The following is a 23,262-nucleotide window of genomic DNA, read 5'->3' as shown; positions in this document are numbered from 1 at the left end:
CTCAGTCTTCGACATGACACAGCCTCAGAAAGTGATGCAGGCCTTCCACGGGCGAATCGGCGGAAAGGCGCATTGCGTGCGTCGCGACGTGAGCCGATTCGAAGTCCGCGCCAAACTGCGCGCGCAGATTCTCTTCGATGCGCAGCAGATAGCCCGCCACCGCGCTTTCGCCCGAAAGCGGCATCAGTGTGAGCACGACGCGACGCGCCGGTGTGATGATCGGCCACTGCGCATCGAGCGAGCGTCGCAGACGCAGCACGTGTTCATGCAGCGATGCGCCGAACTCGCTCGTATCGAAGACGAGCGCGACGAGCGACGACTCCACACCCGTATCGCGCAGCAAGTGCACGAGGCGGGCATAGTCGAGTGCGAAATCATAAGGACACCGTGGGAACGCTTGCAGGATCGAGCGGCTCACATCCGCATGGCGCACGCTGTCGGCGTAATAGCCGCATAGCACGAGCAGGAACTGGAGATTGTCGCGGGTCATCGCGAGAAAGGGCATGCGTTCCACGACGAGCAGCGCGACGTGCCGCCCGGCGGCGTCGAGCAAGGGCGCGACCGCGCGATAACGCGTGCTGGCATCGGTCGCATTCGATTCGGGATGCGTCAGCACGAGCTTGTCCAGCGCCTCGCTGACGAGCGGATCGCTCATGTCGAGTTCGAAGGGATCGCCGACGCTTGCAACCGGCGTTGTCGCGACCGTGCTTCCCGTCCATGCAAAGAGGCTCGCCGTTTCGAGCTGACACGCCTGCGCAGCCGTCTTCAGAAAGCGCGCGGCGCCTTGCAGCGGGCCATCGTCCTCGTCGTTGAGCGCGAGCGAACGCAGGCGCGCGAGAGAATCGCGCAAGGTCGCGGGGCGCGCAAGCACGTCCTGTTCGAGCCGCTCATGCGACAGGCGCAACAGAAACTGATTCTTCGTGAGTATCGACAGCCGTTCAGCGAGATAGTCGTTGGCAATGCGCGCCTGCCGCTGACGTCCGATCCAGATATCGCCGAATTGCCCGCATAGCAGGGTCAGCACGAATCCGCCGAAGAAGAAGCCGCCGGGAAATGCGGCGTGCGCGTGCGTGCCGGTGGCCCACTGCGGCGCATGCCATGCGAGCAATAGCAACAGTGCGCTGCCCGTGCCCGCGAGCGTGCCGTAGCGCAGCGCGAAGACCACAGGCACGAGCCAGACCCAGCCGAAGCCGGTGCGCGAGAGCAGCGGGTCGGCGGGGTCGACGAACCAGCAAACCACGAGCAGCGCGATGGTCGCGACGACGACTTCCATCGCGATGAACGCGGCCCGCCTGCGCGAGATGCCCGATGGCGCGAACACGCGCGCCCAAGGCATGTCGCGGGCGACGGACTGTCCGCTTTGCGCGGCGCGCTGGCGTCGCGGATTGGCGTCGTCCTGCCTCTTGCCGCTACCTTCGATTGCGGGCATGGCGGCTTACTTCGTCAACGCGCCGAGAAGCGACTTCTCGAGCTTCTGTGCGACGCCCGAAAGAGCATCGCGGCTCCATCCGGTGCGGCTGCCCGCCGCGCTCCAGACGACCTTGCCGCTCGCGACATCGACGACATCGAAGGTGAGGCCCACGGCCGGCTCGCCATCGACGCCGACTTTGTAGCGCCACTCCGTGACCGTGCCGGTCAGCGCGTAACGCACGTTCTGCGAGCGCGCCCAGGCGAGCGCCTTCGCATTCGCGTCGGGTTTCGCGGTATCGAAGAGCGTTTCTTCGTCGCCGGTGTCGGGGTATCGCGTGAGCTGTATTCCATTCGATGTCAGCAGGCTTTGCGCAATCGCCGACGCGCGCAAGCCCGCTTGCGGCGTTTCCGTGCGATTGGCGATCGGCAGCACGGTCCAGCTTGCGTTCTTGTCGAGCGCGGCGGCGGCGGTGTCACTGTGATCCATCACTGCACATGCATTGAGCGCAAGCACCGCGTATGTGGTCAATAACGCGGCTTCCAGTCGTCGTGGCAGTCTCATATGTCCTCTCCGCTTGCTTCGTTGTCCGATGTATCGTTAGGGCGGGCGTCGCTAGTACAGCCAGCGATAGCGCACGCCATATTCCGTGAACGCCTGCGTGCGCCCGGCCGTCGCGCCGGCATGCTCGTAGTAGACGAGCGCCTGATCGTTGCCGAGCACGCTGCCCGCCAGTCCCACGCGCACTTGCGCGGTCCAGCCCTGGTTGGAATCGTGGATCGGCCCGGCAGCAAAGAATGGCCGCCAGCCGCGCGTATAGCCTTCGGGCAGATCGTCGCCGAAAGAAAACAGCACGCCTTCCTGCGTGAACGACTGCGGCATGGACTGGCTCGCAGTCAGCGGCGTGCCGGCGGGCAACAGGCGCGCGAGCTGGCTGCCGGGAGTGCCCGACGCGCTGTACTGTCCATGCGTGAAGACCGCGCGGATCGTGTAGTCGGGATAATCCGCTCGCAGCTTGTAGCCCGCGTTGAAATCCACCACCGTCCCCGTGCCGAGAAACGACCGGTCTTGTCCATGAAAGCGGTCGTATTCCACCCGCCCGCCGACGAACACATGCGGGTCCGGCCGATAATTGAAGCCCACGCTCGCGAGATCCTTCATTCCCCCGACGATCAACTGGCTCGTTTCCGTCGCCGCCTGGTTGAAGCCGAGCGCGTAGTTGAAGCTGAGCGTTTGTTGTTCGAAAAGCGTTCCGTCGATGCGAGCCGTCGTGAAGTCATCGAGTGCATTGCGACGGCCGATGCTCACGCGCTCGCTGTCGTCGAGGCCAAGATGCCGCCACGCGAGCAACAACTGGCGGTCGTGACGCGGCACGTTGACGAGTGTGTTATCGCCGTGCTGGTTGCGTTCGGCGTAACTAAGGGCGAGCGATTGCGTCGGCGACAGCCGCAGGCCTGCGCCGATGCCGGCTTCCGTGTACGACAGTCCGCCCTGATCGACGACCCTGAAATGCGGCGCGATGGCTTGCGCGTTGCGAAGTAGTTGCTCGCGCAGTATCTGATTGACGATTTCATCGTCGGGCAGCGTGAACTGCTGTTCGAACGCGTGCGTTTGCACGTCGCCGAAGCGCCCTGTCGTGGCTTCGGCGTCGAGCCGGTTCTGGCGCGGTATCCAGTCAGCTTCGGTATCGAGCAGGCGATTCAGCGTCGCGCGATCGTGTTCGGCGAGCGCGATCGTCACTTCAGCGTAGACCGGGCGCGTCGCACTGTCGATGTACTGGCGCAAGAGCCACAGGCTTTCGGCGTCGTAGGCCTCGTGTGATTGCAGCCAGCCGAGAGCGGCTTCGCGGGCGACGGCGGAATAGAGGCGCTGCTTGTTCTCTTCGCGACGCGCGGCGCCTTGCAACGCGTCGTCGCCCGCGATCATTTGATTCGGCGTACCGATGGAGTTTTCGTCTTCCCTCAGCAACTCGATCAAGACTTGTCGCGATGCGTCGCCGCCAGCGAACTGGTCTGTAAGGCCCACCATGCGGCCGCGCAGGTCGTCGCGCTGCTCATCATCGAGGGCAAGTGGTTGTTTGCCCGATGCACGCAGCGCCATCTGCTTGCGCCACACTGCGTTGCGCACGCGCCATGCATCGTCGATGCGCCCGTTGAGTTCCAGCGCATCCGCATAGCCAAGCGCCCACAACGGATCGTCACGGCGCGACGCGGCCTGCTTGTGCATCATGTGCAGCGCGCCACGCGCATTGCCGAGCCGCAAATACGCGGCGGCATACGGCGCCCAAAGCCCGCTGTCGCGTTCACTGGAGCGTGCGTAGCGGGCGAGGGCGGCGCGCAGTTCGGCATCGCTGCCGCGCTCGTTCAGAGCCCAGATCAGCGCGGCGCGGGCTTCCTGATCGCCGGGTGCAATGACGAGCGCCGCGCGGGTGTCGGCGAGTGCGCCGTCCGGGTCGCCCGCGCGCCGGAGATACTGCGCACGCGCCAGCAAGAAGCGCGGCGAGTGCTCGGCTTGCTCACGAGCGGCGGGATCGAGCGAGGCCAGCAATGCGCCGATGCGCGCAGTCGCATGGGCGCGCAGGTAGTCGAAGATAGCCAGTTCGAGCAGAGGCTCGCGGCCCGTGCGGCGATACGCGAACTCGGCAATGCGTCCCGCTTCGAGCGGCTCGTCATCGTAGAGCGAGACCATCGCGGTGAGATCGTCGGCAGATGCCTGCCCGCCTTCGACGAGTCTGTCGTAGCCTTCGCGCGCCTTCTGGTCTTGCTGGCGCAGCGTCGCCATCATCGCGTAGAAGCGCCAGAAGCCGCCGTTCTCCGCGCTGGCGTGGCTTTTAGCGGCATCCAGCACGGCGAGAGAACGATCGAAACGAGCGCGCGTGTAGTACATGAGACTTAGCTTGAGCGCGTAGGCGGGATCGGGGCCAAACTCGGTCATCAGGTGTCCGTATGTTTCGATGGCGCGATCGTCGTCGCCCTTGCGTTCGGCGAGGCTCGCGTAACGCTCAAGCACTTGCCGGCGATAAGCACCCTTTGCACGCGCTTGCAGAAAGCGAAGCGCGGCATCGGGATCGGCCTGAGCTTCGTAGGCGCTCACGACGCGATCGAGCTGCTTCATGTCGCCGGGCGCGCGGTCCGATTCGTGGATGGCCGCGGCGAGCATTGCGTCGATGTCGCCAAGGGCAGGGGCGAAGCGCTCCACTTGTTTCCAGTATTTGTCGTCGCCATGCATGCGGGCGAGCACGAGATAGTTGGCGAGCGCGACGTCCGGCGCATGGTTCCATTCGGCGACCTGCGCGAGGCGTTCGCGCCATTCGATGGATGCGGGATCGCGATCGACCGCCGTTTGTGCAACGCGTTGCGCGGCTGCGAGATCGCCATTCGCCAGAAAGACTTTGAAGCCAAGTTCGTAGTCGGCAGGATCGGGGAAGTTGCGCGGCACTTGTGCATCCGCTATGCGCGTGATGACATGTCCCGGCGAGCCGCGCATGCACGCGCGGGCGCAGATCGCGGCGCGTGGCGTTCGTGCGCCATCGAACGACGCCAATCGCGCCGCGTTCTTGCGCGCCGACATATCGAGCAGGCGCTTCGCATAGCGGCCCGCGATGTCCGGTCGCCCGGCGGCCAGCGCAAGCCGCGTCAAATAGCGCAGCGTTTCATGATCGCCCCCGAGGGAGCCGATGTGCGCATCGGCGGCAGCGAGCGCATCGGCGAGACGGTTCCCGGCCTGCAACGCCTGCACGCCCGAGAGGAACAGGCGACGCTCGTCGTCGCGTGTCGCGGCATGCGTCTGCGCTGCGAAGAACGCATCGGCGGCGGCAGCGTGATCGCCCGCAGCGAGCTTCAACTGGGCGCTTTGCGCGAGCCAACGCGAGGCTTCGTCGGGCTTCAGTCGCGCGAGCCGTTCATAGTATCGGCCGGCGAGCGCACCGTCGTTCAATGCACGCGCCTTCGCCGCGAAGGCTTCGAGTTCGGCCGCATCCCACGGCTTGTCGATGGCCTCTCTGAGCAGCGCATCGAACTGAGCAAGCCGCGCGGCGCGTGCAGGATCGCCCGGCGCAAGTGCATATGCCTCTGTCTCGGCAAGCTCGATACGCACTTTCAGCGCCCGCAACTGCGCCTGCGGATCGCTCGAAACGGACAGCCGCGTGAGCATCCGTTTTGCATCTGCAACACGCTGTGCCTTCAGATACTCGCGCGTCAATTCATTCAGCACGTCGGTGTTATCGGGTTCGATGCGCAGCCACGCTTCGAGATAGGCAATGGTCAGCGTATCGGCTTCGCGGCCTTGCAGCAGCCGCTCTTGCAAGCGCTCGCGCGGAAACGCGAGCACGAGCATGAGCGCAACCAGCAGCCCGAAAGCCGCGATGACGAAGGGCGAGAAAAGCCGCTGGCGATCAGCTTGCGCAGACGACATCGACATGGACGGCATCCGATTCGTTGCGCTTCGACGCGGGCGGCGAATACACGCGACGTCCCTGCGCGATGGCGGGAGCAAGCGTACGGCCATTCGCCCTGACGACGCATGCATTCGCACGCGCTTCGCCGCCGATGGCGAAGTGCGGCGCGACATGCGACGCGAGTTCGAACGAAAAGCCCTGCGCGATGCGCGCGAAGCGATCGACGGCGCCGTTGGCTTCCGCGAGGTACGGCAGCTTTGCCGCATGCGCTGCATCGACGATGCGAAAGCGCGCATCGGCGCCGCTCAGGCTGACATAAACGCCGCCCGGCCCCGCTTTATATCCGATGACGCCTTCCGCGCTCGCAAGGTCCGGCACGCGGCCTTCCGGCAGCCGCACGGTGCGCAGATCGCCATTGCCGCGAATGCGCCAGAAGTCGCCATCGCGCGACACGTCCATGCGCTCGAAGTCCTGCACTTTGCGCGCATATTCTGACGCGTAGACGGGCATCAGCGGTTGCGCCGACAGTGCGCGATACACCTCCGACAAGGTCTTCACCGATGCATACTTGGTGCCGGAAAACATGTGGTAATAGACATCGACCGGCTTGAAGCGAATCGGTGTCTCCGTCATGTCGAAGGTTTCGAGCACGCGCTGGTAGCCGTAGTACGGTCCATGCCACAGGTCCGTGTACGGCTCTTCGTTCTGGTTCGGCGCGAACACCTGAAAGAAGCCATCCTTGTTCACGCCGAGCGGCGCAATCGCAGCCCAGCTCGGGTAGCGCTTCGTGATGAGCGTGTCGCCGCCGTTCATGTTGTAGACGCCCGCCTTGTCCGCTGCCTGGATGACGCTCGCCGGAACCTGACAGTCGCCGCTCCACAGCAACATCTTCACGCGCTTGCCGGCGGGCGCGAGCGTGTCGATGTAGCGAATGGAGCCTTCGATTTCGCGATCGGTGTCGTAGCGATAGCCGGGAATGGCGATCGACAGTCCGTTGTAGTTCGCGCGGCTCGCGCCCTCGGCGGTGTCGTCGCCGCTGGATTTGCCGAGGCCCGTCACGCGCATCCACTGCAACGGATGCGTGTAGGTGTGGCTCGCCATCTCGACGTTCGGCAACGCAAACAGCTCGCGCGCAATGGCACGCAGGCGTGGCGCGTCTTTAGGGTAGGGGCCGTTATCCGATATCTCGCCCTCGATGACAGACACAGTAGTTGGTAGACCGAAATGTCGGATCACGTTGTAGAGCGCGTCGCCGGAATACTGCGGCGATGCGTTTGTCGATACCTTCATCGTCCCGCCGTTCACGTCGAACTCCGCGCGCGAGGCGAGGCCATCGCCGTCGATATGGGTCATCAGCAAGCGCCGGCCGTTTTCCGTGGTCGGATCGGGCGCGGGCATGTCTTCGGGAAGGCGCAGCGCCGCGCGAAAGAAGCGGATCGGTTGCAGAACCCAACGCGCCTGATTGGCCATCGGCATGTCGAAGACGGCGAAGGGGCGCATCGCGTAGCCGCCCCACGGGGTGATCGCGGCGGCGTCGATCGTGAAGGCGTTGCCCGCGTCCGCCGATGCAAGCCGCAACAGCGAATGGCTGCGCGCGCCGACGCGGACGTTCGCCGTATCGTGCGGATCGGGTTGTGGCTGCATCTCGAAGCCCATCATCGAGGCATCCATCGATTCAACACGCAATCGTTTGCCAGCGCGGCCTGCAACGGGTTCGAGGTCGAGCTTGCGCGCAAGGTCGCCGCTCACGTCGACACCGAACGTCGTCAGCATCGCGACGGGCGTGTGATTGTCGACCTGCGCTTCGAGCCAGTCGCGAAACGCCGACGGGTCAGGCACCGGATAGTCGAGCCACACGACGACGCCCGCATATCGCTTCGACAAGTCGCCTTTGGGCAAAGGCTTCGCAATGTCCGCGAATTCCACGCGATAGCCGAGCCAGTTGAGCGGCATCGACACATAGCGCACGCCCGGCGTCACGTTGAGATCCGCGCCGGGTGTCACGTCCTGAACGACGAGAATCGTGCGCGATGCACTGGCAGCCGGTAGCATCGCGGCGCGGGCGGGGCCGGTCCCGACGGTTTGCAACGCACCGTCCGTCACGTATGGAATGAGGCCCTGCGCGGTGATCTTGTCGACAGCATCGCGCGTGCATTCACGATCGGCGGGCGGGCAGTAATCGATCGACAGCACCGGCAGTCCGTAACGTTCGCGCAGCGTGCGCGTCTGGCCGAGAAGCCACTCGCGGTCGGTCTCCGATACCGCGACATACCGCTTCGCCGCCTGATCCCATCCGCGATACAGCGACTCGAACGCGACCGCATACGCGAGGTCGTGAACCTGCGGCATCAGTTCGAATCCGCGATTGAAGATGAGCCGCGCGTCAGGATAGCGCGCCTTGATCGCGCGGATGAGCGCGACGACGCCGGCTTGTTGTTGCGCGTGTTCGTCGTCGGTGCGGGCGATGGCTTGATAGGAGTCCAGTGTATCCAGAAAGAAGCCGCGATAACCGCGCTCCCACAGCGGCGTGATGACACGCTCGACGAAGAATTGCGGCCATCCGGGCGCCGACTGGTCGACGATGCGCGACGCCCACGCCGCATTGCTGCCCTTGAGCCACGCGGGCGGCATGTCCTTATAGTAAGCACGCACGGGCGTGACTTCGCCGACGCTCACGTAAGCGAACCATTTCGACTGCGCCGATTGGGCGGCGTGCACGGACGGCGAGAAGCCGCTGTCCGGTTCGACGACGACGGTATCGAATGCCGACAACTGGCCGACCGGCACCGGCGCGCCGTAGAAGAGCGCGATGGATGGGTCGCGCGCGGGTTCATCCGCGCGTGCGGGAAGCAGCGTCATCGCGAGTGCTGCGGCGAATATCGACGCGAGCGTGCTTCCAATGCTGCGTGACAGCGTGAGCATCAGGCAGCGTGATCGCGGGCGCGGCGCGCGTCGGCTGCGCGAGATGCGGCGGATGCGATTGGAATGTCGTGTCGTCTCATATCGTGGGCCTTCGCGGCGTGCTCGCTGAAGTTGGACAGGCGATATCCGCGCGGCTCGCGACGCCGCGCCGAATGATCTGAGCAAATTAGGTGCCAGCAGACGTTCGTACGCCGTCGCGTCTGCGCTCTGGCTCTGACAAGGACAGACCCCCGCCGCTTTACAACGCGACAGGTAGATCCGACAGCGTTCGCGAGCAATCACCGGCGCCCATGCTGCCTGATAAACACCATCAGCGCGGAGCAAGCGGGCGGCACGGCAGGATCGGCGCATCGCAGTTCCGTGTCCCCATCGCCCGAAACGATGACGATGCGATACGTCCGCCCGTCCGGCACCGGCTTCCCGTCGGCCCGTGGCGCGGCAGCCCGTTGCTCGCGTGCGGCCGATACGAGGCGCGACAACTCTTCGCGGTCGGCGGGCGACAGATCGCATTCGTCGATGACAATGGGCCGTGCAAGGCCGGGAAAAAAGCCGACGCCCCCGTCGATGATCAGTTCAGCGCGCACAGACGACTCCTTCTGCATGCCATGCGAAGTGATGCTCGCGGATCACAAAACCCCGACCGTATCCCACGCCTTGCTGACGGCCTTCGACTCCGCACTGCCCGCGCCGAAGATGCGGTCAGCGTTCGATACCGTGAGCTTCGCGAAGGTCTTGAAGTTGACGTTCGGCTTGAGGTGCGTATCGTTGAGCGTCTCATACCAGATGCGCCCGGCCTTCTCCCAGGCGTAGCCGTCGAGGTTGAGCGCGGCCAGACAGAACGCGCGGTTCGGAATGCCCGAATTGATGTGGACGCCGTGATTGTCCTGCGCCGTCTGGACATAGTGCGCCATGTCGGCGGGTTGCGGGTCCTTGCCGAGCACGGGATCGTCGTAAGCGGTGCCGGGCTCTTTCATCGAACGCAGCGCGACGCCGTTCACGCTGCTCGTCAACAGGCCCGCGCCGATCAGCCAGTCCGCTTCGCTTGCCGTTTGCTGCAGCGCGTATTGCTTGATGAGCGCACCGAATACGTCGGACACGGATTCGTTCAGCGCGCCGGACTGACCCGAATAGGCGAGGGCGGCTGCGTGCTCGGTGACGCCATGCGTGAGTTCGTGGCCGATCACATCGAGCGAAATCGTGAAGCGATTGAACAGCGAGCCGTCGCCATCGCCGAACACCATCTGTTGCGAATTCCAGAACGCGTTGTCGTATTCGACGCCGTAATGCACGGTGCCGACGAGCGGCATCCCCGCATCGTCGATAGAGTTGCGCTGGAATACCTTCAGATAGAAATCGAAGGTCGCACCGAGGCCGTCATAGGCCTCGTCGACGCTGACATCGTCGGACTTCGGAGCGCCTTCGGATCGCACGAGCGTGCCCGGCAAGGTCTCCGTATTGTTCGCCGTGTAGATGCTGCGCTGAGCCGACGGCGCGGCGGCCGGCTTCAGGTGCGCGCCGCGTCTGGGCGCGATCATCGCCGCCTCAACGGAGCGGATTTGCCGGAACGTGTGGTCGGCGCTCAGGGTTTCGATGGCGAGCGAGCGCTGCTGCGGCGTGCCCTTTTTCGCGATCTCCTTGAGCATATGCGGCGGCAGGATACAGTAGATCGGATGGGCTCGTTCATGGCTGGCGTGATTGCACATGGTCTTCTCCCTGATTTCGAGTGAGCGAGACAGCTTCGGCCCACGTTAGCTTTGGCGATGTCGAACGGTCGATCGGCTCGTCCGTACGGCGCGTGTCGTCGTGAGGAAGTTCTGCGGAGCTGTTGCAACGATACGTGAATCACGCGCAATCATCACGTTTCGTGGCGTGCTTCACGCAGTTTGCCGCCGATACCCCCGCGTAAACCCCGCCGCCTACCGTCCCTTCGCGTAAGAAACGGGTAAGCCGGCGCACGTACCTTAGGCGTCAGCGCAAAAAAAAGATTCAGAGATCATGCATCGCGCGCGCAAACATCACCTTGGCAGGAGACACATCATGGACGTACAGGTCGCACAGACCATCAAATCGAGCGCGGCCTATCGCGAACTCGTCCGCAAACGCTCGACGCTCGGCTGGACGCTCACGGCGCTCGTGCTAATCGTCTATTACGGCTATGTGTTGCTGATCGCATTCGACAAGGATCTGCTCGCATCGAAAATCGGCGCGGGCGTGATGACGTGGGGCATGCCGATCGGCCTGTTCGTGATCGTCTTCACCGTCGCCATTACCGGACTCTACGTTCGTCACGCCAACAGCACGTACGACGAACTCACCGACAAGATCAAGCGGGAGGTCGAATGAACGCTCGACGCATCTTCACTGCAAGCGCGCTCATCGCCGCTGCGACGGCTTCCAACACTGCGTTCGCAGCGGGCGGCGATCTCGGGCAGGCGGTCAAGCAGGCCACGAACTGGACGGCGATCAGCATGTTCATCGCGTTCGTCGTGGCGACGCTCTTCATCACCAAGTGGGCCGCGAAAAGAACCCGCTCCGCTGCCGACTTCTATACGGCGGGCGGCGGCATCACCGGCTTTCAGAACGGCCTTGCGATCGCCGGCGATTTCATGTCGGCGGCATCGTTTCTCGGCATCTCGGCGGCGGTCTATACGAACGGCTACGATGGTCTCATCTATTCGATCGGCTTTCTCGTCGGCTGGCCGATCATCACGTTCCTGATGGCCGAGCGGCTGCGCAATCTCGGACGCTTCACGTTCGCCGATGTCGCCGCGTATCGCTTCCAGCAGGGGCCCATTCGTGCGTTCGCCGCATCGGGAACGCTCGTCGTGGTGGCGTTCTATCTGATCGCGCAGATGGTCGGCGCGGGACAGCTCATCAAGCTCCTGTTCGGCCTCGAATACTGGATCGCGGTGGTGATCGTCGGCGCGCTGATGATGGTGTACGTGCTGTTCGGCGGCATGACCGCGACCACCTGGGTGCAGATCATAAAGGCGTGTTTGCTGCTCGCGGGTGCATCGTTCATGGCGTTCATGGTGCTGTGGCAATTCAACTTCAGCCCCGAGGCGCTCTTTGCGAAAGCCGTCGACGTGCATGAAAAGAAGGCCTCGATCATGGGGCCGGGCAATTTCATCAAAGACCCGATCTCGGCCATTTCATTCGGCATTGCGCTGATGTTCGGCACCGCTGGCCTGCCGCACATCCTGATGCGCTTCTTCACGGTGCCGAATGCGAAGGAAGCGCGCAAGTCGGTATTCTGGGCGACGACGTGGATCGGTTACTTCTACATTCTCACGTTCATCATCGGCTTTGGCGCAATCGTGCTGGTGTCCACCAATCCTGCGTTCAAGGATGCGGGCGGCAAGCTGCTCGGCGGGACCAACATGGCGGCGGTGCATCTTGCGAGCGCGGTGGGCGGCAACGTGTTCCTCGGCTTCATATCGGCGGTTGCGTTCGCGACGATCCTCGCGGTGGTTGCGGGCCTGACGCTCGCGGGGGCATCGGCGGTATCGCATGATCTTTATGCGACCGTGTTCAAGCATGGCAACGCGTCGAGCAAGAGCGAACTGCATGTATCGCGTGTGACGACGGTCGTGCTCGGCTTCGTGGCGGTCGTGCTCGGCATCGTGTTCGAGAAGCAGAACATTGCGTTCATGGTGTCGCTTGCGTTCGCGGTCGCGGCTTCGGCCAACTTCCCGGTGCTGTTCATGTCCGTGTTGTGGCGAGGATGCACGACGCGCGGCGCGGCGGTCGGCGGCTTCCTCGGGCTGCTCTCCGCAGTGGCGCTGACCGTGCTTTCCAAGGCCGTGTGGGTGGATGTCTTTCACTTCGCCAATGCGCCGTTTCCGTATGCATCGCCCGCGCTGTTTTCGATGGCGATCGGCTTCGCCGGCATCTGGCTCTTCTCGGTGACGGACAAGTCCGCGCGTGCGCGGATCGATCAGGCAGGCTTCGATGCGCAGACCGTTCGTTCGGAAACGGGCATCGGCGCAGTGGAAGGCGCGAGTCACTGAGTCTTTGGACATGCGCGGCCGGCGAGATGCTCGCTGGCCGCGCTCCAGCATTTTCCTTTCGGGGTTATAGGTTTTTCATTATTTCCCCGGGCAATATGTCGTGACACCCTTATCGAACATTAGCGATCTTCTCACCAGGAGAATCAAATGTTCGAAGAAGAGAAAGAAGCGTTCGCACGCGATGGCGTTACGGTGCTACGCGGCGTATTCACGGAATGGATTCCGACGCTGCGTGAGGGCGTTGCGATGAACGTCGCCGAGCCGGGTCCGGATTTTCGCGACTATACGGCTGGTAAAGCGACAGGCCGCTTCTTTGGCGACTATTGCAACTGGGAGCGCATCGAGCCGTTTCGACGCTTCGTCGAAGAGAGTCCGGCTGCGCGCATCGCACGCGAACTGATGCAGTCCGACCGTGCGCGCATCTTTCACGAGCATGTGCTCGTCAAGGAACCCGGCGCGGACAAGCCGACGCCCTGGCATCACGACGAGCCCTACTACTGCGTGAGCGCGCGGCAAAGCGTCAGCATGTGGGTGCCGCTCGATACCGTTCCCCGCGATACATGCGTCGAATTCGTCGCGGGTTCGCATCGCTGGGGCAAGCTCTTCAGGCCGCGAAAGTTCACCGGCGTAAGTTACGATCGAAGCGTCGACGGTCTCGAAGACATGCCGGATATCGAAGCGCATCGCGAGGAATACGACATTCTCGGCTGGGACTTGCAGCCGGGCGATGCGATCGCGTTCAACTACCTGACGGTGCATGGCGCGCCCGGTAATCGGCAAGCGGGCAACTCGCGCCGCGTGGTGTCGTTCCGATGGCTCGGCGATGAAGCGGTGTATGTCGATCGCGGCGGCGAGACGTCACCGCCCTATCGGCATCTCGCGGGGCAGCTTCGGCATGGCGATCCGCTGCCCGAGAAGGAGTTTCCCTTCATCGGCTGATCGAAAGAGCGGGCGGCACTCAATGATTCTGGCCTGCTACCATCGGCTTCCCGGTCCTTTCGTTACAGCGCGCGCATGGCCACTTCCTTCACGCTGCGTCAGCTCAAATACTTCGTTGCGACGGTCGATCATGGAAGTGTCGCGGAGGCATCGCGACAGCTTTATATCGCGCAGCCGTCGATATCCGCCGCCATCAAGGGGCTGGAAGAAGGCTTCGGCACACAGCTTTTCATCCGCAGTCATGCACAGGGTGTATCGCTGACGCCAGCGGGCGCGCGGTTCTATGAACAGGCCCGCGAACTCTTGCGCAGCGCGAGAGAGTTCGAGCAAAACGCGCTGGCGGAAGGGGATGTATCGTCGGGCAGCGTGGATATCGGTTGCTTCGAGACCTTCGCGCCGCTGTATCTTCCGTCGCTGATTCGCGGCTTCAACACGGTGTATCCCGGCATCGAGATTCGCGTGCGCGATGGCGATCAGGACGAATTGCTGCAAGGGCTATTCAGCGGCCGCTTCGATCTCGTCATGGTGTATGAACTCGGTCTCGATGCGGCCATCGATACGCATCGGCTGACGCGTCCGCAAAGCCCCTATGTGTTGCTGCCGGCGTCGCATCGTCTCGCAGGGCAGGCGATGGTCAGTCTTTTCGATCTTTACGACGAGCCGCTGATTCTGCTCGATGTCGCGCCGAGCCGGAATTACTTCGTCGATCTGTTCGAGCCATTCGGCCTGACGCCGCGTGTCACGTTCAGTTCGCCGTCGCTCGAACTCGTGCGCGGCATGGTGGGGCAGGGCTTCGGCTATTCGCTTCTCGTTACGCGGCCGCCTTCGTCGCTGACTTATGACGGCAATGAAGTGGTCGCGGCGGAGATTGCCGAGGACGTAACGCGTTCGGCGCTCGTCGCCGCGTGGCTCAAGCGCAATCGGCTTACCACGCCGGCGCGTCGTTTCGTCGACTATGCAGAGAAGATGCTCAGCGAAGAACTCGGGCGATGAGTTCGGGCGCTAACTAAGCCAGCGCTTCGCTCGCCGTCGCCGCACGAGCGCGCAGCCAGTTGATGCTCGCGAACAGCAGCACGGCGAACACGATCAGCATCGTTGCGACGGCGAGAATCGACGGATCGATGGAATCGCGGATGCCGCTCCACATCTGCCGGGGCACGGTCTTCTGCTCCGGACCGCCGATGAACAGGATCACGATGACTTCATCGAACGAAGTAGCGAACGCGAAGACGCTGCCCGTTGCCACTGCGGGCGTGATGAGCGGCAGGGTTACGCGCCTGAACGCGGTCCACGGCTTTGCACCTAGCCCCGACGCCGCGCGCAACAAGCTCTGATCGAACGATAGCAGCGACGCTGTCACCGTGATGACCACGAACGGCGTGCCGAGCGCCGCATGTGCAAGCACCACGCCGGGATACGAGTTGACGAGACCGAGCGGCGCAAAGATGAGATAGAAGCCCGCCGCGACCACGACGATCGGCACGATCATCGGCGAAATGATGATCGGCATGATGACCGAGCGTAGCGGAAACTGCGCGCGTGAAAGGCCCAGCGCGGCAAGCGTGCCGAGACACGTTGCGATCAACGTAGAAGCCGCACCGATGCCGATGCTGTTGAGCAGCGCGCGCTGCCAGTCCGCGCTCGTGAGCGCCTGTTGATACCAGCGCAACGAAAAGCCCTGCAACGGGTACGAGAAATACGAGCCCGAGTTGAACGAGAGCGGGATGATCGCGAGGATTGGCGCGATCAGGAAGAACAGCACGAGCGCGGTATGCAAGCGCACCCAGCGCGCGGCGATGCGTTCGGTCAGCACCGTGTTGCGTTTGTCTTGCATGAACGTTCCTTCGAATGCGAGTGCCTCAGCCGAAGCGCAGACGGTCGATGCCCACGATGCGGTTGAACAGAAAATAGAAGATCGCCGTGAAGATCACGAGGTACGCAGACAGCGCGCCCGCGAGGCCCCAGTTGAGTTGCGTGTTGGTCTGGATCGCAATGAGCTGGCTGATCATCTCGTCGCCTGCACCGCCAAGCAGCGCGGGCGTGATGTAGTAACCGAGCGCGAGCACGAATACGAGGAAGCATCCCGCGCCGACGCCTGGCAGTGTCTGCGGCACGTACACGCGCATGAAAGCCGTGAACGGATGCGCGCCGAGAGATTTCGCCGCGCGCACGTAGACGGGTGAAACGCTTTTCATCACCGAGTAGATCGCGAGGATCATGTACGGCAAGAGCACGTGTGTCATGCCAATCAGCACCCCTGTGCGATTGAAGATGAGCGGCACCGGATGCGTCGCGATGCCGAGCCCCGTCAATACGCTATTGATGACGCCGCCCGGCTGCAAGAGCACATACCATGCGGTCGTGCGAACGAGCAGGGACGTCCAGAACGGCACGATCACGAACAGCATCAGGCGGTTGCTGCTTTTCGCCGGCAGATTCGCGAGCAGCCACGCAACGGGATAGCCGAGCACGAGGCATAGCAGCGTCACCGTCGCGCTGATGGAGATGGTGCGCGTGAACGCATCGCGATACACCGCCGCATTCGACGGCACCGACGCGATCGCGCCTTGCGGGGTGACCTCGGCATCGACGGCGGCGAGCAGATAATCCGGCGTCGGCGATGCGGCCGCACGCTTGAGCAAGCGCCATATTTCGGGCGAGTTCCATCGCTCGTCCATGCCGATCAATGCGGGCTTCCACGCGGCCGGGGCATCGTCGCGAAGGCCGCGCGCCGTGCGCATCAAGAGGCTGCGGAACTCGGGCTGCGCGAAGTTGAGCCGGCGCGCCACATTGCCGAGTTGTCCGCTCTCGCGTGCCTGCGCGAGGCCCGACGCGAGCAATGCGAAAGTCCGCTCGTCCGGCACGCCGTGACCGTCCCACGCATCGAGGGCGCGCGCGAGCGCGGGCATGCTGTCGGGCACTTCGTGATTCTGCACGCTGCGTGCGAGCAGCAGCGCAATCGGCGCGATGAATGTCGACAGCAGGAACACGATCAACGGCAACGCAAGCATCAACGCCTGCATGGATGCGCGCCGTTGCGCCCTCTGATAGGACGCACGGCCCTCGGCTCCGGTCGGAGCGCCCTGGGCCGATGCGTGCAGGTGGGTGGTCACGGTCAAGATGGACTCTCGTTCTACAGGAGCGTTACTGCGTCAGCCACGCCTGGAAGCGCTTGTTGATCGCATCCGCGTTGTCGGCCCAGAAGCTTGCGTTGACCTGCACCGCGCGCTTGAAGTTGTCGGGCGCAGTGGGGAGATCGGCCAGACGCTGCTTGTCGACGAGCGGAATCGCATCCTTGCGCGGCGGCGCATACGCGATGTACTTCGAGAGATCGGCCGACGCCTTTGGCTGTGCCTGCGATACGATGAACTTCGCGGCCGTATCCGCATGCTTGGCGCCCGCGGGAATGCCCCACCATTCGAAGTCATAGAGCTGCCCGTCCCATACCGCCTTGAACGGCTTCTGGTCGCGCTTGACGGCATCGTCGATGCGGCCGTTATAGGCCTGCACCATCACCACAGCACCGTCCGCGAGAAGCTGCGGCGCTTGCGCCCCCGACTCCCACCACACGATGTTCTTCTTGATCGTATCCAGTTTTTTGAACGCGCGATCGACGCCGGCGGGCGTGCCGAGCACCTTGTACACGTCCTTGGGATCGACGCCATCGGCGATCAGCGCCCATTCCATTGCCACCTTCGGCGACTTGCGCAGCCCGCGCTTGCCGGGGAATTTCTGCAAGTCGAAGAAGTCGTTGACGGTGGTCGGCGCGCTCTTGAGCTTGCTCGTGTCGTAGGCATAGACGGTGGACCACACCATGCTCGCGACCGCGCAATCCGTGATCGAGCCGGGAATAAAATCGCTCGTCTTGCCAAGCGAATTCTTGTCGATCTTCTTGAGCAAGCCTTCGTCGCACGCGGTGATGGCGTCGTTGCTTTCCAGGTCCATCAGGTCCCACGTCGTGTTCTTCGCCTGTTCCATGGCCGACAGTTTGGCGAGACCGCCGTCATACGATTCGGTCGAGAACGTGACGCCCGTCGATTGCGTGAACGGATCGAACCAGGCCTTCTTTGCAGCGGCTTCGAAAGCGCCGCCAAAGGTCACGACGGACAGCGTTTCTGCTGCTTGCGTCGTGACGGTGGCAAAAGCGAGTACGGCGAGTGCGGCGCATTGTGCTTTGATATGAGTGCGCATGTCAGTTGGCTCCTGCTGGTGCGGTCGTGATGATGGAAGGTGATGGCGCGGTGGGGGATTGAATGACGGGTGCGCTGCGTGGCGCGGCTGCCGCGAGAATCTTGCAGTCGTCGTGCCGCCAGGCGACTTGAATCACGTCGCCGGGTGCGGGCAGTGCATGCCGTTGCGTGTTCGGCACCTTGACGACGATCGCATCGCGCGAACCCAGCGTCAGATGCACGCGATGATGATCGCCGCAGTACACGAGCTCGTCGACGCGTGCGCGCACGACGTTGCAGTGCTGATCCACATGCGTGCCCTCGGCATCCGGAATGTGGGCGCGTTCGGGGCGCAGCGCGAGCATGGCATCGTCGCCGGCGCGCAGGCCGTGCTCGTAGCGGCCGCGAATCGTGCTGCCATCCGATAGCGCGAGCGTGGCCCATGGTTCATCGAGACCGACCACGCGTCCGGTCAGTCCGTTGTTCTCGCCGACGAAGTTCGCGACGAAGGCGTTCTGCGCGTTTTCATAAAGTTCGCTGGGCGTCGCGGCTTGCTGAATGCGGCCATCGGAGAACACGGCGACGCGGTCGGACATCGTGAGGGCTTCGGCCTGATCGTGCGTCACATAGACGATGGTCAGCGACAACTCCCGATGCAGCCGCATGATTTCGTATTGCATCGTTTCGCGCAGGCGCTTGTCGAGCGCGCCGAGCGGTTCATCCATCAGCACGACGCTCGGCTCGAACACGAGCGCACGCGCCAGCGCGACGCGCTGCTGCTGTCCGCCCGACAATTGCGAGGGACGACGATTAGCGAGATGCGGCAGTTCGATCATCTCGAGCGCGCGCTTCACGCGCGTCTTCTGCTCGGCGCGGCTGATGCGCCGCACGGAAAGCGGGAACGCGACGTTCTCGGCAATCGTCAGATGGGGAAACAGTGCGTAGTTTTGAAACACCATGCCGATATCGCGCTGATGCGGCGGCTTGTCGTCGAGCCGCTTGCCGTCCAGGCGAATCTCGCCATGCGTGGGCGATTCGAAGCCGGCCAGCATCATCAGCGTAGTCGTCTTGCCTGATCCCGACGGCCCGAGCAAGGACAGGAATTCTCCCTTGCGCACGTCGAGGTTCAGATCGTCGACGACATAGTTCGCGCCGTCATACGATTTGCTCACGCCCGAGAACGAGATGAAGGAAGGGTCTGACATCGTGATTGCGTCCTGTCTTTGATGCGATATTCAATGCGCGCCGATCTTGCTTGCCAGATAGCGCGCGAAGTCGTAATTGGGCCGTTCGAGATGACTCAATTGCCCTGGGCTTGCAAGCGGTGCATGCACGCCGCGAAACACGGCTTCGACGCCGCGCCTGTCTTCGGCGTTGACCTCATCGAGCAATTGCTTGAGCGTCGCCATATGGGCATTCGCTTCGGGATCGGCAATGAATTCAGGCGCGAGCCCGCCGCCAAAACGGATATGCACCTTCCCGACGCCTTGCGGCTGCAGCACGAGGTACCAGAAATAACCGGGCGTGAGCGTGATCAGATGAGTCGGATAGATGGCAAGCAGCGCAGTCGTCTTGCGCCAGTGTCCGGTCAGCCGCGTGTTGGAAGGATGCGCGTTGCCAATGGGCAAACTCGCCTCTTTGGTGATCCAGTGATAATTGAACGCGGGATAGCCAGGCGGGCATTCCATTTCTTCGAGCTTCGAATGCGGCCCAACCGTCGCGCGATGAAGCATTGGCAAGTGGTAACTCTCCATGAAGTTTTCCGCGAGGATCTTCCAGTTGGTGTTCCACACGTGTTCTTCATGGAACGTCTCGATGTAATCGGCCATGCCGTATGCATCGATCAGTTCATTCAGCTTTGCGAGCTGCGTATGGACGGGCGGCGCGCTCTGAGCGAGCGTCACGTAGATCCATCCTTGCCATTCCTCGCAGCGAATCTGCGGCAACTTATAGCTTTCCTTGCAGAAGCCCGCTTGCCGGTCCATTAGCGGCGCGCCTTTCAATGCGCCATCGAGCGAGTAGTTCCATGCGTGATACGGACAGACGATGCGGCGTACATTGCCCCGTCCCTCCAGCAGCACCGACATGCGATGCAGGCACACGTTCGACATGGCTTTCAGTTGCATGTCTTCGTCGCGCAACACGACGATGGGCTGCTCGCCGATACGCGCCGTCAGATAGTCTCCGGCCGCTTCGAGTGCGCTTGCGCGGCCCACGCATTGCCATTCTTGCGCGAAGATGTCGCGCTCTTCCAGCGCGAGAAAGTCGGGGGAGGTATAGACGCCCGGCGGCATCGCGTGCCCATCACCGAATGATCGTTCGCAACCTGTGCGCAGTTCATCGACGAGCGCTTGCAGTGTATTCGTGCCTGCCGGGTCAGCCATGAAGCCCTCCTTCTTTCATTGCATAGAGAGCGCGCCGACGCAAGGCTTCTGCATCGCGCTCCAACATGGTCATCAATCTATCAAGCCAAATTGCCAGCCAAAATATTGTTTTCGGATACAAAGCAAAGTTTTTGACTATGCAGGCGTACAAAGTCAATGAGTTGCCGGCTTGTCTCAGGCATCCAGACGCAAGCGCCGAATGTAGTTCTCACAGAACGACGCAAACCGGTGCACGACCTGCCGCGGCTTCATCGTGCGCGATTGGGCGATACCCAGTGTCGTTGCGTTGACAGTGTCCTTGAAACGTTTAATCACGAACTCTTCGCCGTCCACCGTGCGATTCGACTTGAGCGGAAAGTTCAGCAGGCTATAGCCGAGTCCGTTGGCCACCATGCCGCGCACGACCTCGGGCTGCGAAGAGCGGAACGCGGGCACCGGGCGGCTGCCGACCGCATCGAAGAGTGCGGCGAAATACTCGCGGCTGTGCGGCAGATCGAGCATGACGTAAGGCTCCGGCAGCAGATCGGCAAGCGAGACCTTGCGCGCACGCGCGAGTCGATGTGTCCTCGGCAGGATGGCGTAAGGCGGCAGCGAAAGCAGCGGCGTAAAGGCGATGTCTTCCGTCATGTCGAGGCTATACGTCAGTGCAATATCGAGTGAGCCGTCCTGCAAACCACTCAACAGCGCATCCTGATGCGCCTCGACGGTTCGAAAGGATATGCCCGCGTGCTCGTCGGTGAAGCGGCTGATGAGGCCCGGCATGAGCGGCGGCGCGAGTGAAACCAGGCAGCCCAGCGTGATCGCTCCCGTCATGCCGCCGTCCAGTTCTTTCGCGGCCATCTGCAGTTCTTCTGCAATTTTCAGAAGATTGCGCGCTTGCCCGAGGAGGTCACGTCCCGCTTGCGTGAGCGACAGGCCGCTTGCGTGATGCCGGATAAAAAGCTGCACGCCAAAGGACACTTCGAGATCCGCGAGCGCCGTGGAGATGGACGGCTGCGAGATGTGCAGCCGCTTGGCCGCAGCCGTGAATGACAATGCTTCGGCGGTGACGACGAAATAGCGTAACTGGCGCAGTGAGTAGCGCAAAGGGTGGCTTTCCATCACCGATGACTCCGTGTTCGATCAGCTTCATTCTGCGGTGCCCAAAAATCCTTGCATAGGAAAATCCGATGCGCGGCATTTTTTTTATATATTTTTCGAATCCTCTCGGGACGCGTAGATTGCCACGCATACGAATCTGCTTTTCCTAAGGGACCTAGCCATGACAGTGGAAACTACGTCGATCGATACGCTGGTGGTGGGCGGCGGTCAGGCCGGCATCGCGATGAGCGAGCACTTGAGCAAAGCGGGCGTTCCGCATCTCGTGCTCGAACGCGCCCGCATTGCGGAGCGCTGGCGCACAGGACGCTGGGATTCGCTCGTCGCCAACGGGCCGGCCTGGCACGACCGTTTCCCTAATCTTGAGTTCGGCGAGTTCGACCCGAACGGCTTTGCGTCGAAGGATCAGGTTGCGGAGTACTTCGTCGCTTACGCGAAGAAGTTCAATGCGCCGATCCGCACGGGCGTCGAAGTGAAGAAAGTGGTGCGCAACTCAGGCCGTCCCGGCTTCACGGTCGAGACATCTGAGGGCACGGTTGAAGCAAACCGAGTCGTTGTCGCGACGGGTCCGTTCCAGCGCCCTGTTATTCCGCCGATTGCGCCGCGAGACACGCGACTCACTCAAATTCACTCCGCCGACTATCGCAATCCACAGCAATTGCCTGAAGGCGCGGTGCTCGTCGTGGGCGCGGGCTCGTCGGGCGTTCAAATTGCCGATGAATTGCAGCGTTCAGGAAGGCAAGTCTATTTGTCCGTGGGGCCGCATGATCGACCGCCACGCGCGTACCGCGGACGCGACTTCTGCTGGTGGCTCGGCGTGCTCGGCGAATGGGATGCCGAAGTCATGCGGCCGGGCAAGGAGCACGTGACCATCGCCGTGAGCGGTGCGCGCGGCGGACATACCGTCGATTTCAGGCGTCTCGCGCATCAGGGCGTGACGCTCGTCGGACTCACGAAGTCATTCGATGACGGTATCGCCACGTTTCAGGCTGACCTTGCGGACAACATCCGGCGTGGCGACGAGAACTATCTCTCGCTACTGGACGCAGCCGACGCTTATGCTCAACGCAATGGACTCGATCTTCCGCAAGAGCCGCACGCGCGCGATATTCCGTCCGATCCGCCGTGCGTGACGCAACCCATTCTCGAACTCGATCTGGCACAGGCGAACGTCACGTCGATCATCTGGGCGACGGGCTACGCGGTCGACTTCGGCTGGCTCCAAGTGGACGCATTCGACGAGAAAGGAAAACCAAAGCATCAGCGCGGGGTGTCGAAGGAACCCGGCGTCTATTTTCTGGGCTTGCCGTGGCTCTCGCGGCGCGGTTCCGCGTTCATCTGGGGCGTGTGGCACGACGCGAAGCATATTGCCGATCACATCGTCACGCAGCGCAAGTATCTCGCTTACTACGATGCCCAAACGAACGAGCCAGGCGATGCACCCGCGCTGAAAGTCAGCGAAGCGATTTAACTGAGTCCCACGAAAAGGTGTATTGATGAGCCAACCCACGCACACCCGTATCCGCATGTTCAATACGAAGGACACGTATCCCAATCAGACGCTCGATAACGATCTTTGCCAGGCCGTACGCGCGGGCAATACGGTCTATGTGCGAGGTCAGATCGGCACGGACTTCGAAGGCAATCTCGTTGGTCTCGGCGATCCGCGTGCGCAAGCCGAGCAGGCGATGAAGAACGTCAAGCAGCTGCTGGAAGAAGCGGGCAGCGATATGTCCCACATCGTCAAGACTACGACGTACCTCACCGATGTGCGTTATCGCGAACCTGTGTATCGTGAAGTCGGGAAATGGCTAAAGGGCGTGTTTCCTATTTCGACCGGACTCGTCGTCGTAGCATTAGGCCAGCCGGAATGGCTGATGGAAATCGATGTGATTGCGGTCATTCCCGATGGATGGACGCCGCCTTCGGCGTAAAG

18 protein-coding genes are annotated in these 23,262 nt (G+C 62.6%); 6 read left to right on the top strand and 12 right to left on the bottom strand.

The window, feature by feature from the left end:
* Position 1: 1 nt before the first annotated feature.
* The 6 genes from AB6804_RS20810 to AB6804_RS20785 form a co-directional block, all read right to left on the bottom strand.
* Positions 2-1,429 (bottom strand): PelD GGDEF domain-containing protein, encoded by a 1,428-nt coding sequence (locus AB6804_RS20810; RefSeq protein ID WP_370888055.1) that lies wholly within the window; start codon positions 1,427-1,429, stop codon positions 2-4.
* Between the two features lie 6 nt (positions 1,430-1,435).
* Entirely contained in the window at positions 1,436-1,972 is a 537-nt protein-coding gene (locus AB6804_RS20805; RefSeq protein WP_035960236.1) for a transporter, read from the bottom strand.
* A gap of 51 nt (positions 1,973-2,023) precedes the next feature.
* Positions 2,024-5,827: a tetratricopeptide repeat protein gene (locus AB6804_RS20800; protein WP_370888054.1), complete on the bottom strand. Its 3,804-nt coding sequence runs from the start codon at positions 5,825-5,827 to the stop codon at positions 2,024-2,026.
* Entirely contained in the window at positions 5,802-8,726 is a 2,925-nt protein-coding gene (locus tag AB6804_RS20795) for a bifunctional glycoside hydrolase 114/ polysaccharide deacetylase family protein (RefSeq protein ID WP_370888053.1), read from the bottom strand. The genes AB6804_RS20800 and AB6804_RS20795 overlap by 26 nt, the downstream gene beginning before the upstream one ends.
* 278 nt (positions 8,727-9,004) lie before the next feature.
* Entirely contained in the window at positions 9,005-9,310 is a 306-nt protein-coding gene (locus AB6804_RS20790) for a protealysin inhibitor emfourin (RefSeq protein ID WP_370888052.1), read from the bottom strand.
* Positions 9,311-9,352: 42 nt separating this feature from the next.
* Positions 9,353-10,429 carry a M4 family metallopeptidase gene (locus AB6804_RS20785; protein WP_370888051.1) on the bottom strand — a complete coding sequence of 359 codons (1,077 nt, stop codon included), beginning with the start codon at positions 10,427-10,429 and terminating at the stop codon, positions 9,353-9,355.
* Positions 10,430-10,763: 334 nt separating this feature from the next.
* Here AB6804_RS20785 and AB6804_RS20780 point away from each other — a divergent pair, with 334 nt between their 5' ends.
* The 4 genes from AB6804_RS20780 to AB6804_RS20765 all read left to right on the top strand — a co-directional run bounded on the left by AB6804_RS20780 (position 10,764) and on the right by AB6804_RS20765 (position 14,668).
* Complete coding sequence (locus AB6804_RS20780; protein WP_370888050.1) at positions 10,764-11,069, top strand: DUF485 domain-containing protein; 306 nt, start codon at positions 10,764-10,766, stop codon at positions 11,067-11,069.
* A complete protein-coding gene (locus AB6804_RS20775) occupies positions 11,066-12,736 on the top strand; it encodes a cation acetate symporter (protein ID WP_370888049.1) in 1,671 nt (556 codons plus the stop codon). Before AB6804_RS20780 ends, AB6804_RS20775 begins: the two co-directional genes overlap by 4 nt.
* Before the next feature lie 147 nt (positions 12,737-12,883).
* The gene (locus AB6804_RS20770; RefSeq protein WP_370888048.1) at positions 12,884-13,675 is read left to right on the top strand and encodes a phytanoyl-CoA dioxygenase family protein; all 792 of its coding nucleotides are present in this window, start codon (positions 12,884-12,886) and stop codon (positions 13,673-13,675) included.
* 75 nt (positions 13,676-13,750) lie between these two features.
* Positions 13,751-14,668, top strand: a complete 918-nt coding sequence (locus tag AB6804_RS20765; protein ID WP_370888047.1) for a LysR family transcriptional regulator — start codon at positions 13,751-13,753, stop codon at positions 14,666-14,668.
* A 13-nt stretch (positions 14,669-14,681) separates the two neighbouring features.
* On the opposite strand, the gene AB6804_RS20760 is transcribed toward AB6804_RS20765, so the two are convergent.
* The 6 genes from AB6804_RS20760 to AB6804_RS20735 all read right to left on the bottom strand — a co-directional run bounded on the left by AB6804_RS20760 (position 14,682) and on the right by AB6804_RS20735 (position 21,329).
* Entirely contained in the window at positions 14,682-15,509 is an 828-nt protein-coding gene (locus AB6804_RS20760) for an ABC transporter permease (protein WP_035960245.1), read from the bottom strand.
* A gap of 25 nt (positions 15,510-15,534) precedes the next feature.
* The gene (locus AB6804_RS20755; RefSeq protein ID WP_370888133.1) at positions 15,535-16,776 is read right to left on the bottom strand and encodes an ABC transporter permease; all 1,242 of its coding nucleotides are present in this window, start codon (positions 16,774-16,776) and stop codon (positions 15,535-15,537) included.
* A gap of 43 nt (positions 16,777-16,819) precedes the next feature.
* Positions 16,820-17,866 carry an ABC transporter substrate-binding protein gene (locus AB6804_RS20750; protein WP_370888046.1) on the bottom strand — a complete coding sequence of 349 codons (1,047 nt, stop codon included), beginning with the start codon at positions 17,864-17,866 and terminating at the stop codon, positions 16,820-16,822.
* A gap of 1 nt (position 17,867) precedes the next feature.
* Positions 17,868-19,049, bottom strand: coding sequence for an ABC transporter ATP-binding protein (locus AB6804_RS20745; RefSeq protein WP_370888045.1), 1,182 nt, complete (start codon positions 19,047-19,049; stop codon positions 17,868-17,870).
* 30 nt (positions 19,050-19,079) lie between these two features.
* Positions 19,080-20,228 (bottom strand): SRPBCC family protein, encoded by a 1,149-nt coding sequence (locus AB6804_RS20740; RefSeq protein WP_370888044.1) that lies wholly within the window; start codon positions 20,226-20,228, stop codon positions 19,080-19,082.
* Between the two features lie 174 nt (positions 20,229-20,402).
* The gene (locus AB6804_RS20735; RefSeq protein ID WP_370888043.1) at positions 20,403-21,329 is read right to left on the bottom strand and encodes a LysR family transcriptional regulator; all 927 of its coding nucleotides are present in this window, start codon (positions 21,327-21,329) and stop codon (positions 20,403-20,405) included.
* A 160-nt stretch (positions 21,330-21,489) separates the two neighbouring features.
* Between AB6804_RS20735 and AB6804_RS20730 the strand changes: the two genes are divergently transcribed.
* Both AB6804_RS20730 and AB6804_RS20725 read left to right on the top strand, forming a co-directional pair.
* On the top strand, positions 21,490-22,797 hold the full coding sequence (locus tag AB6804_RS20730; RefSeq protein WP_370888042.1) for a flavin-containing monooxygenase: 1,308 nt from the start codon (positions 21,490-21,492) through the stop codon (positions 22,795-22,797).
* A gap of 25 nt (positions 22,798-22,822) precedes the next feature.
* Complete coding sequence (locus AB6804_RS20725; protein ID WP_370888041.1) at positions 22,823-23,260, top strand: RidA family protein; 438 nt, start codon at positions 22,823-22,825, stop codon at positions 23,258-23,260.
* Positions 23,261-23,262 lie beyond the last annotated feature (2 nt).

The organism is Caballeronia sp. RCC_10, assembly GCF_041360715.1.
GTDB lineage: Bacteria > Pseudomonadota > Gammaproteobacteria > Burkholderiales > Burkholderiaceae > Caballeronia > Caballeronia grimmiae.
The sequence above is the reverse complement of the archived record's forward strand: the minus strand, read 5'-3'. Positions and strand labels throughout refer to the sequence as shown.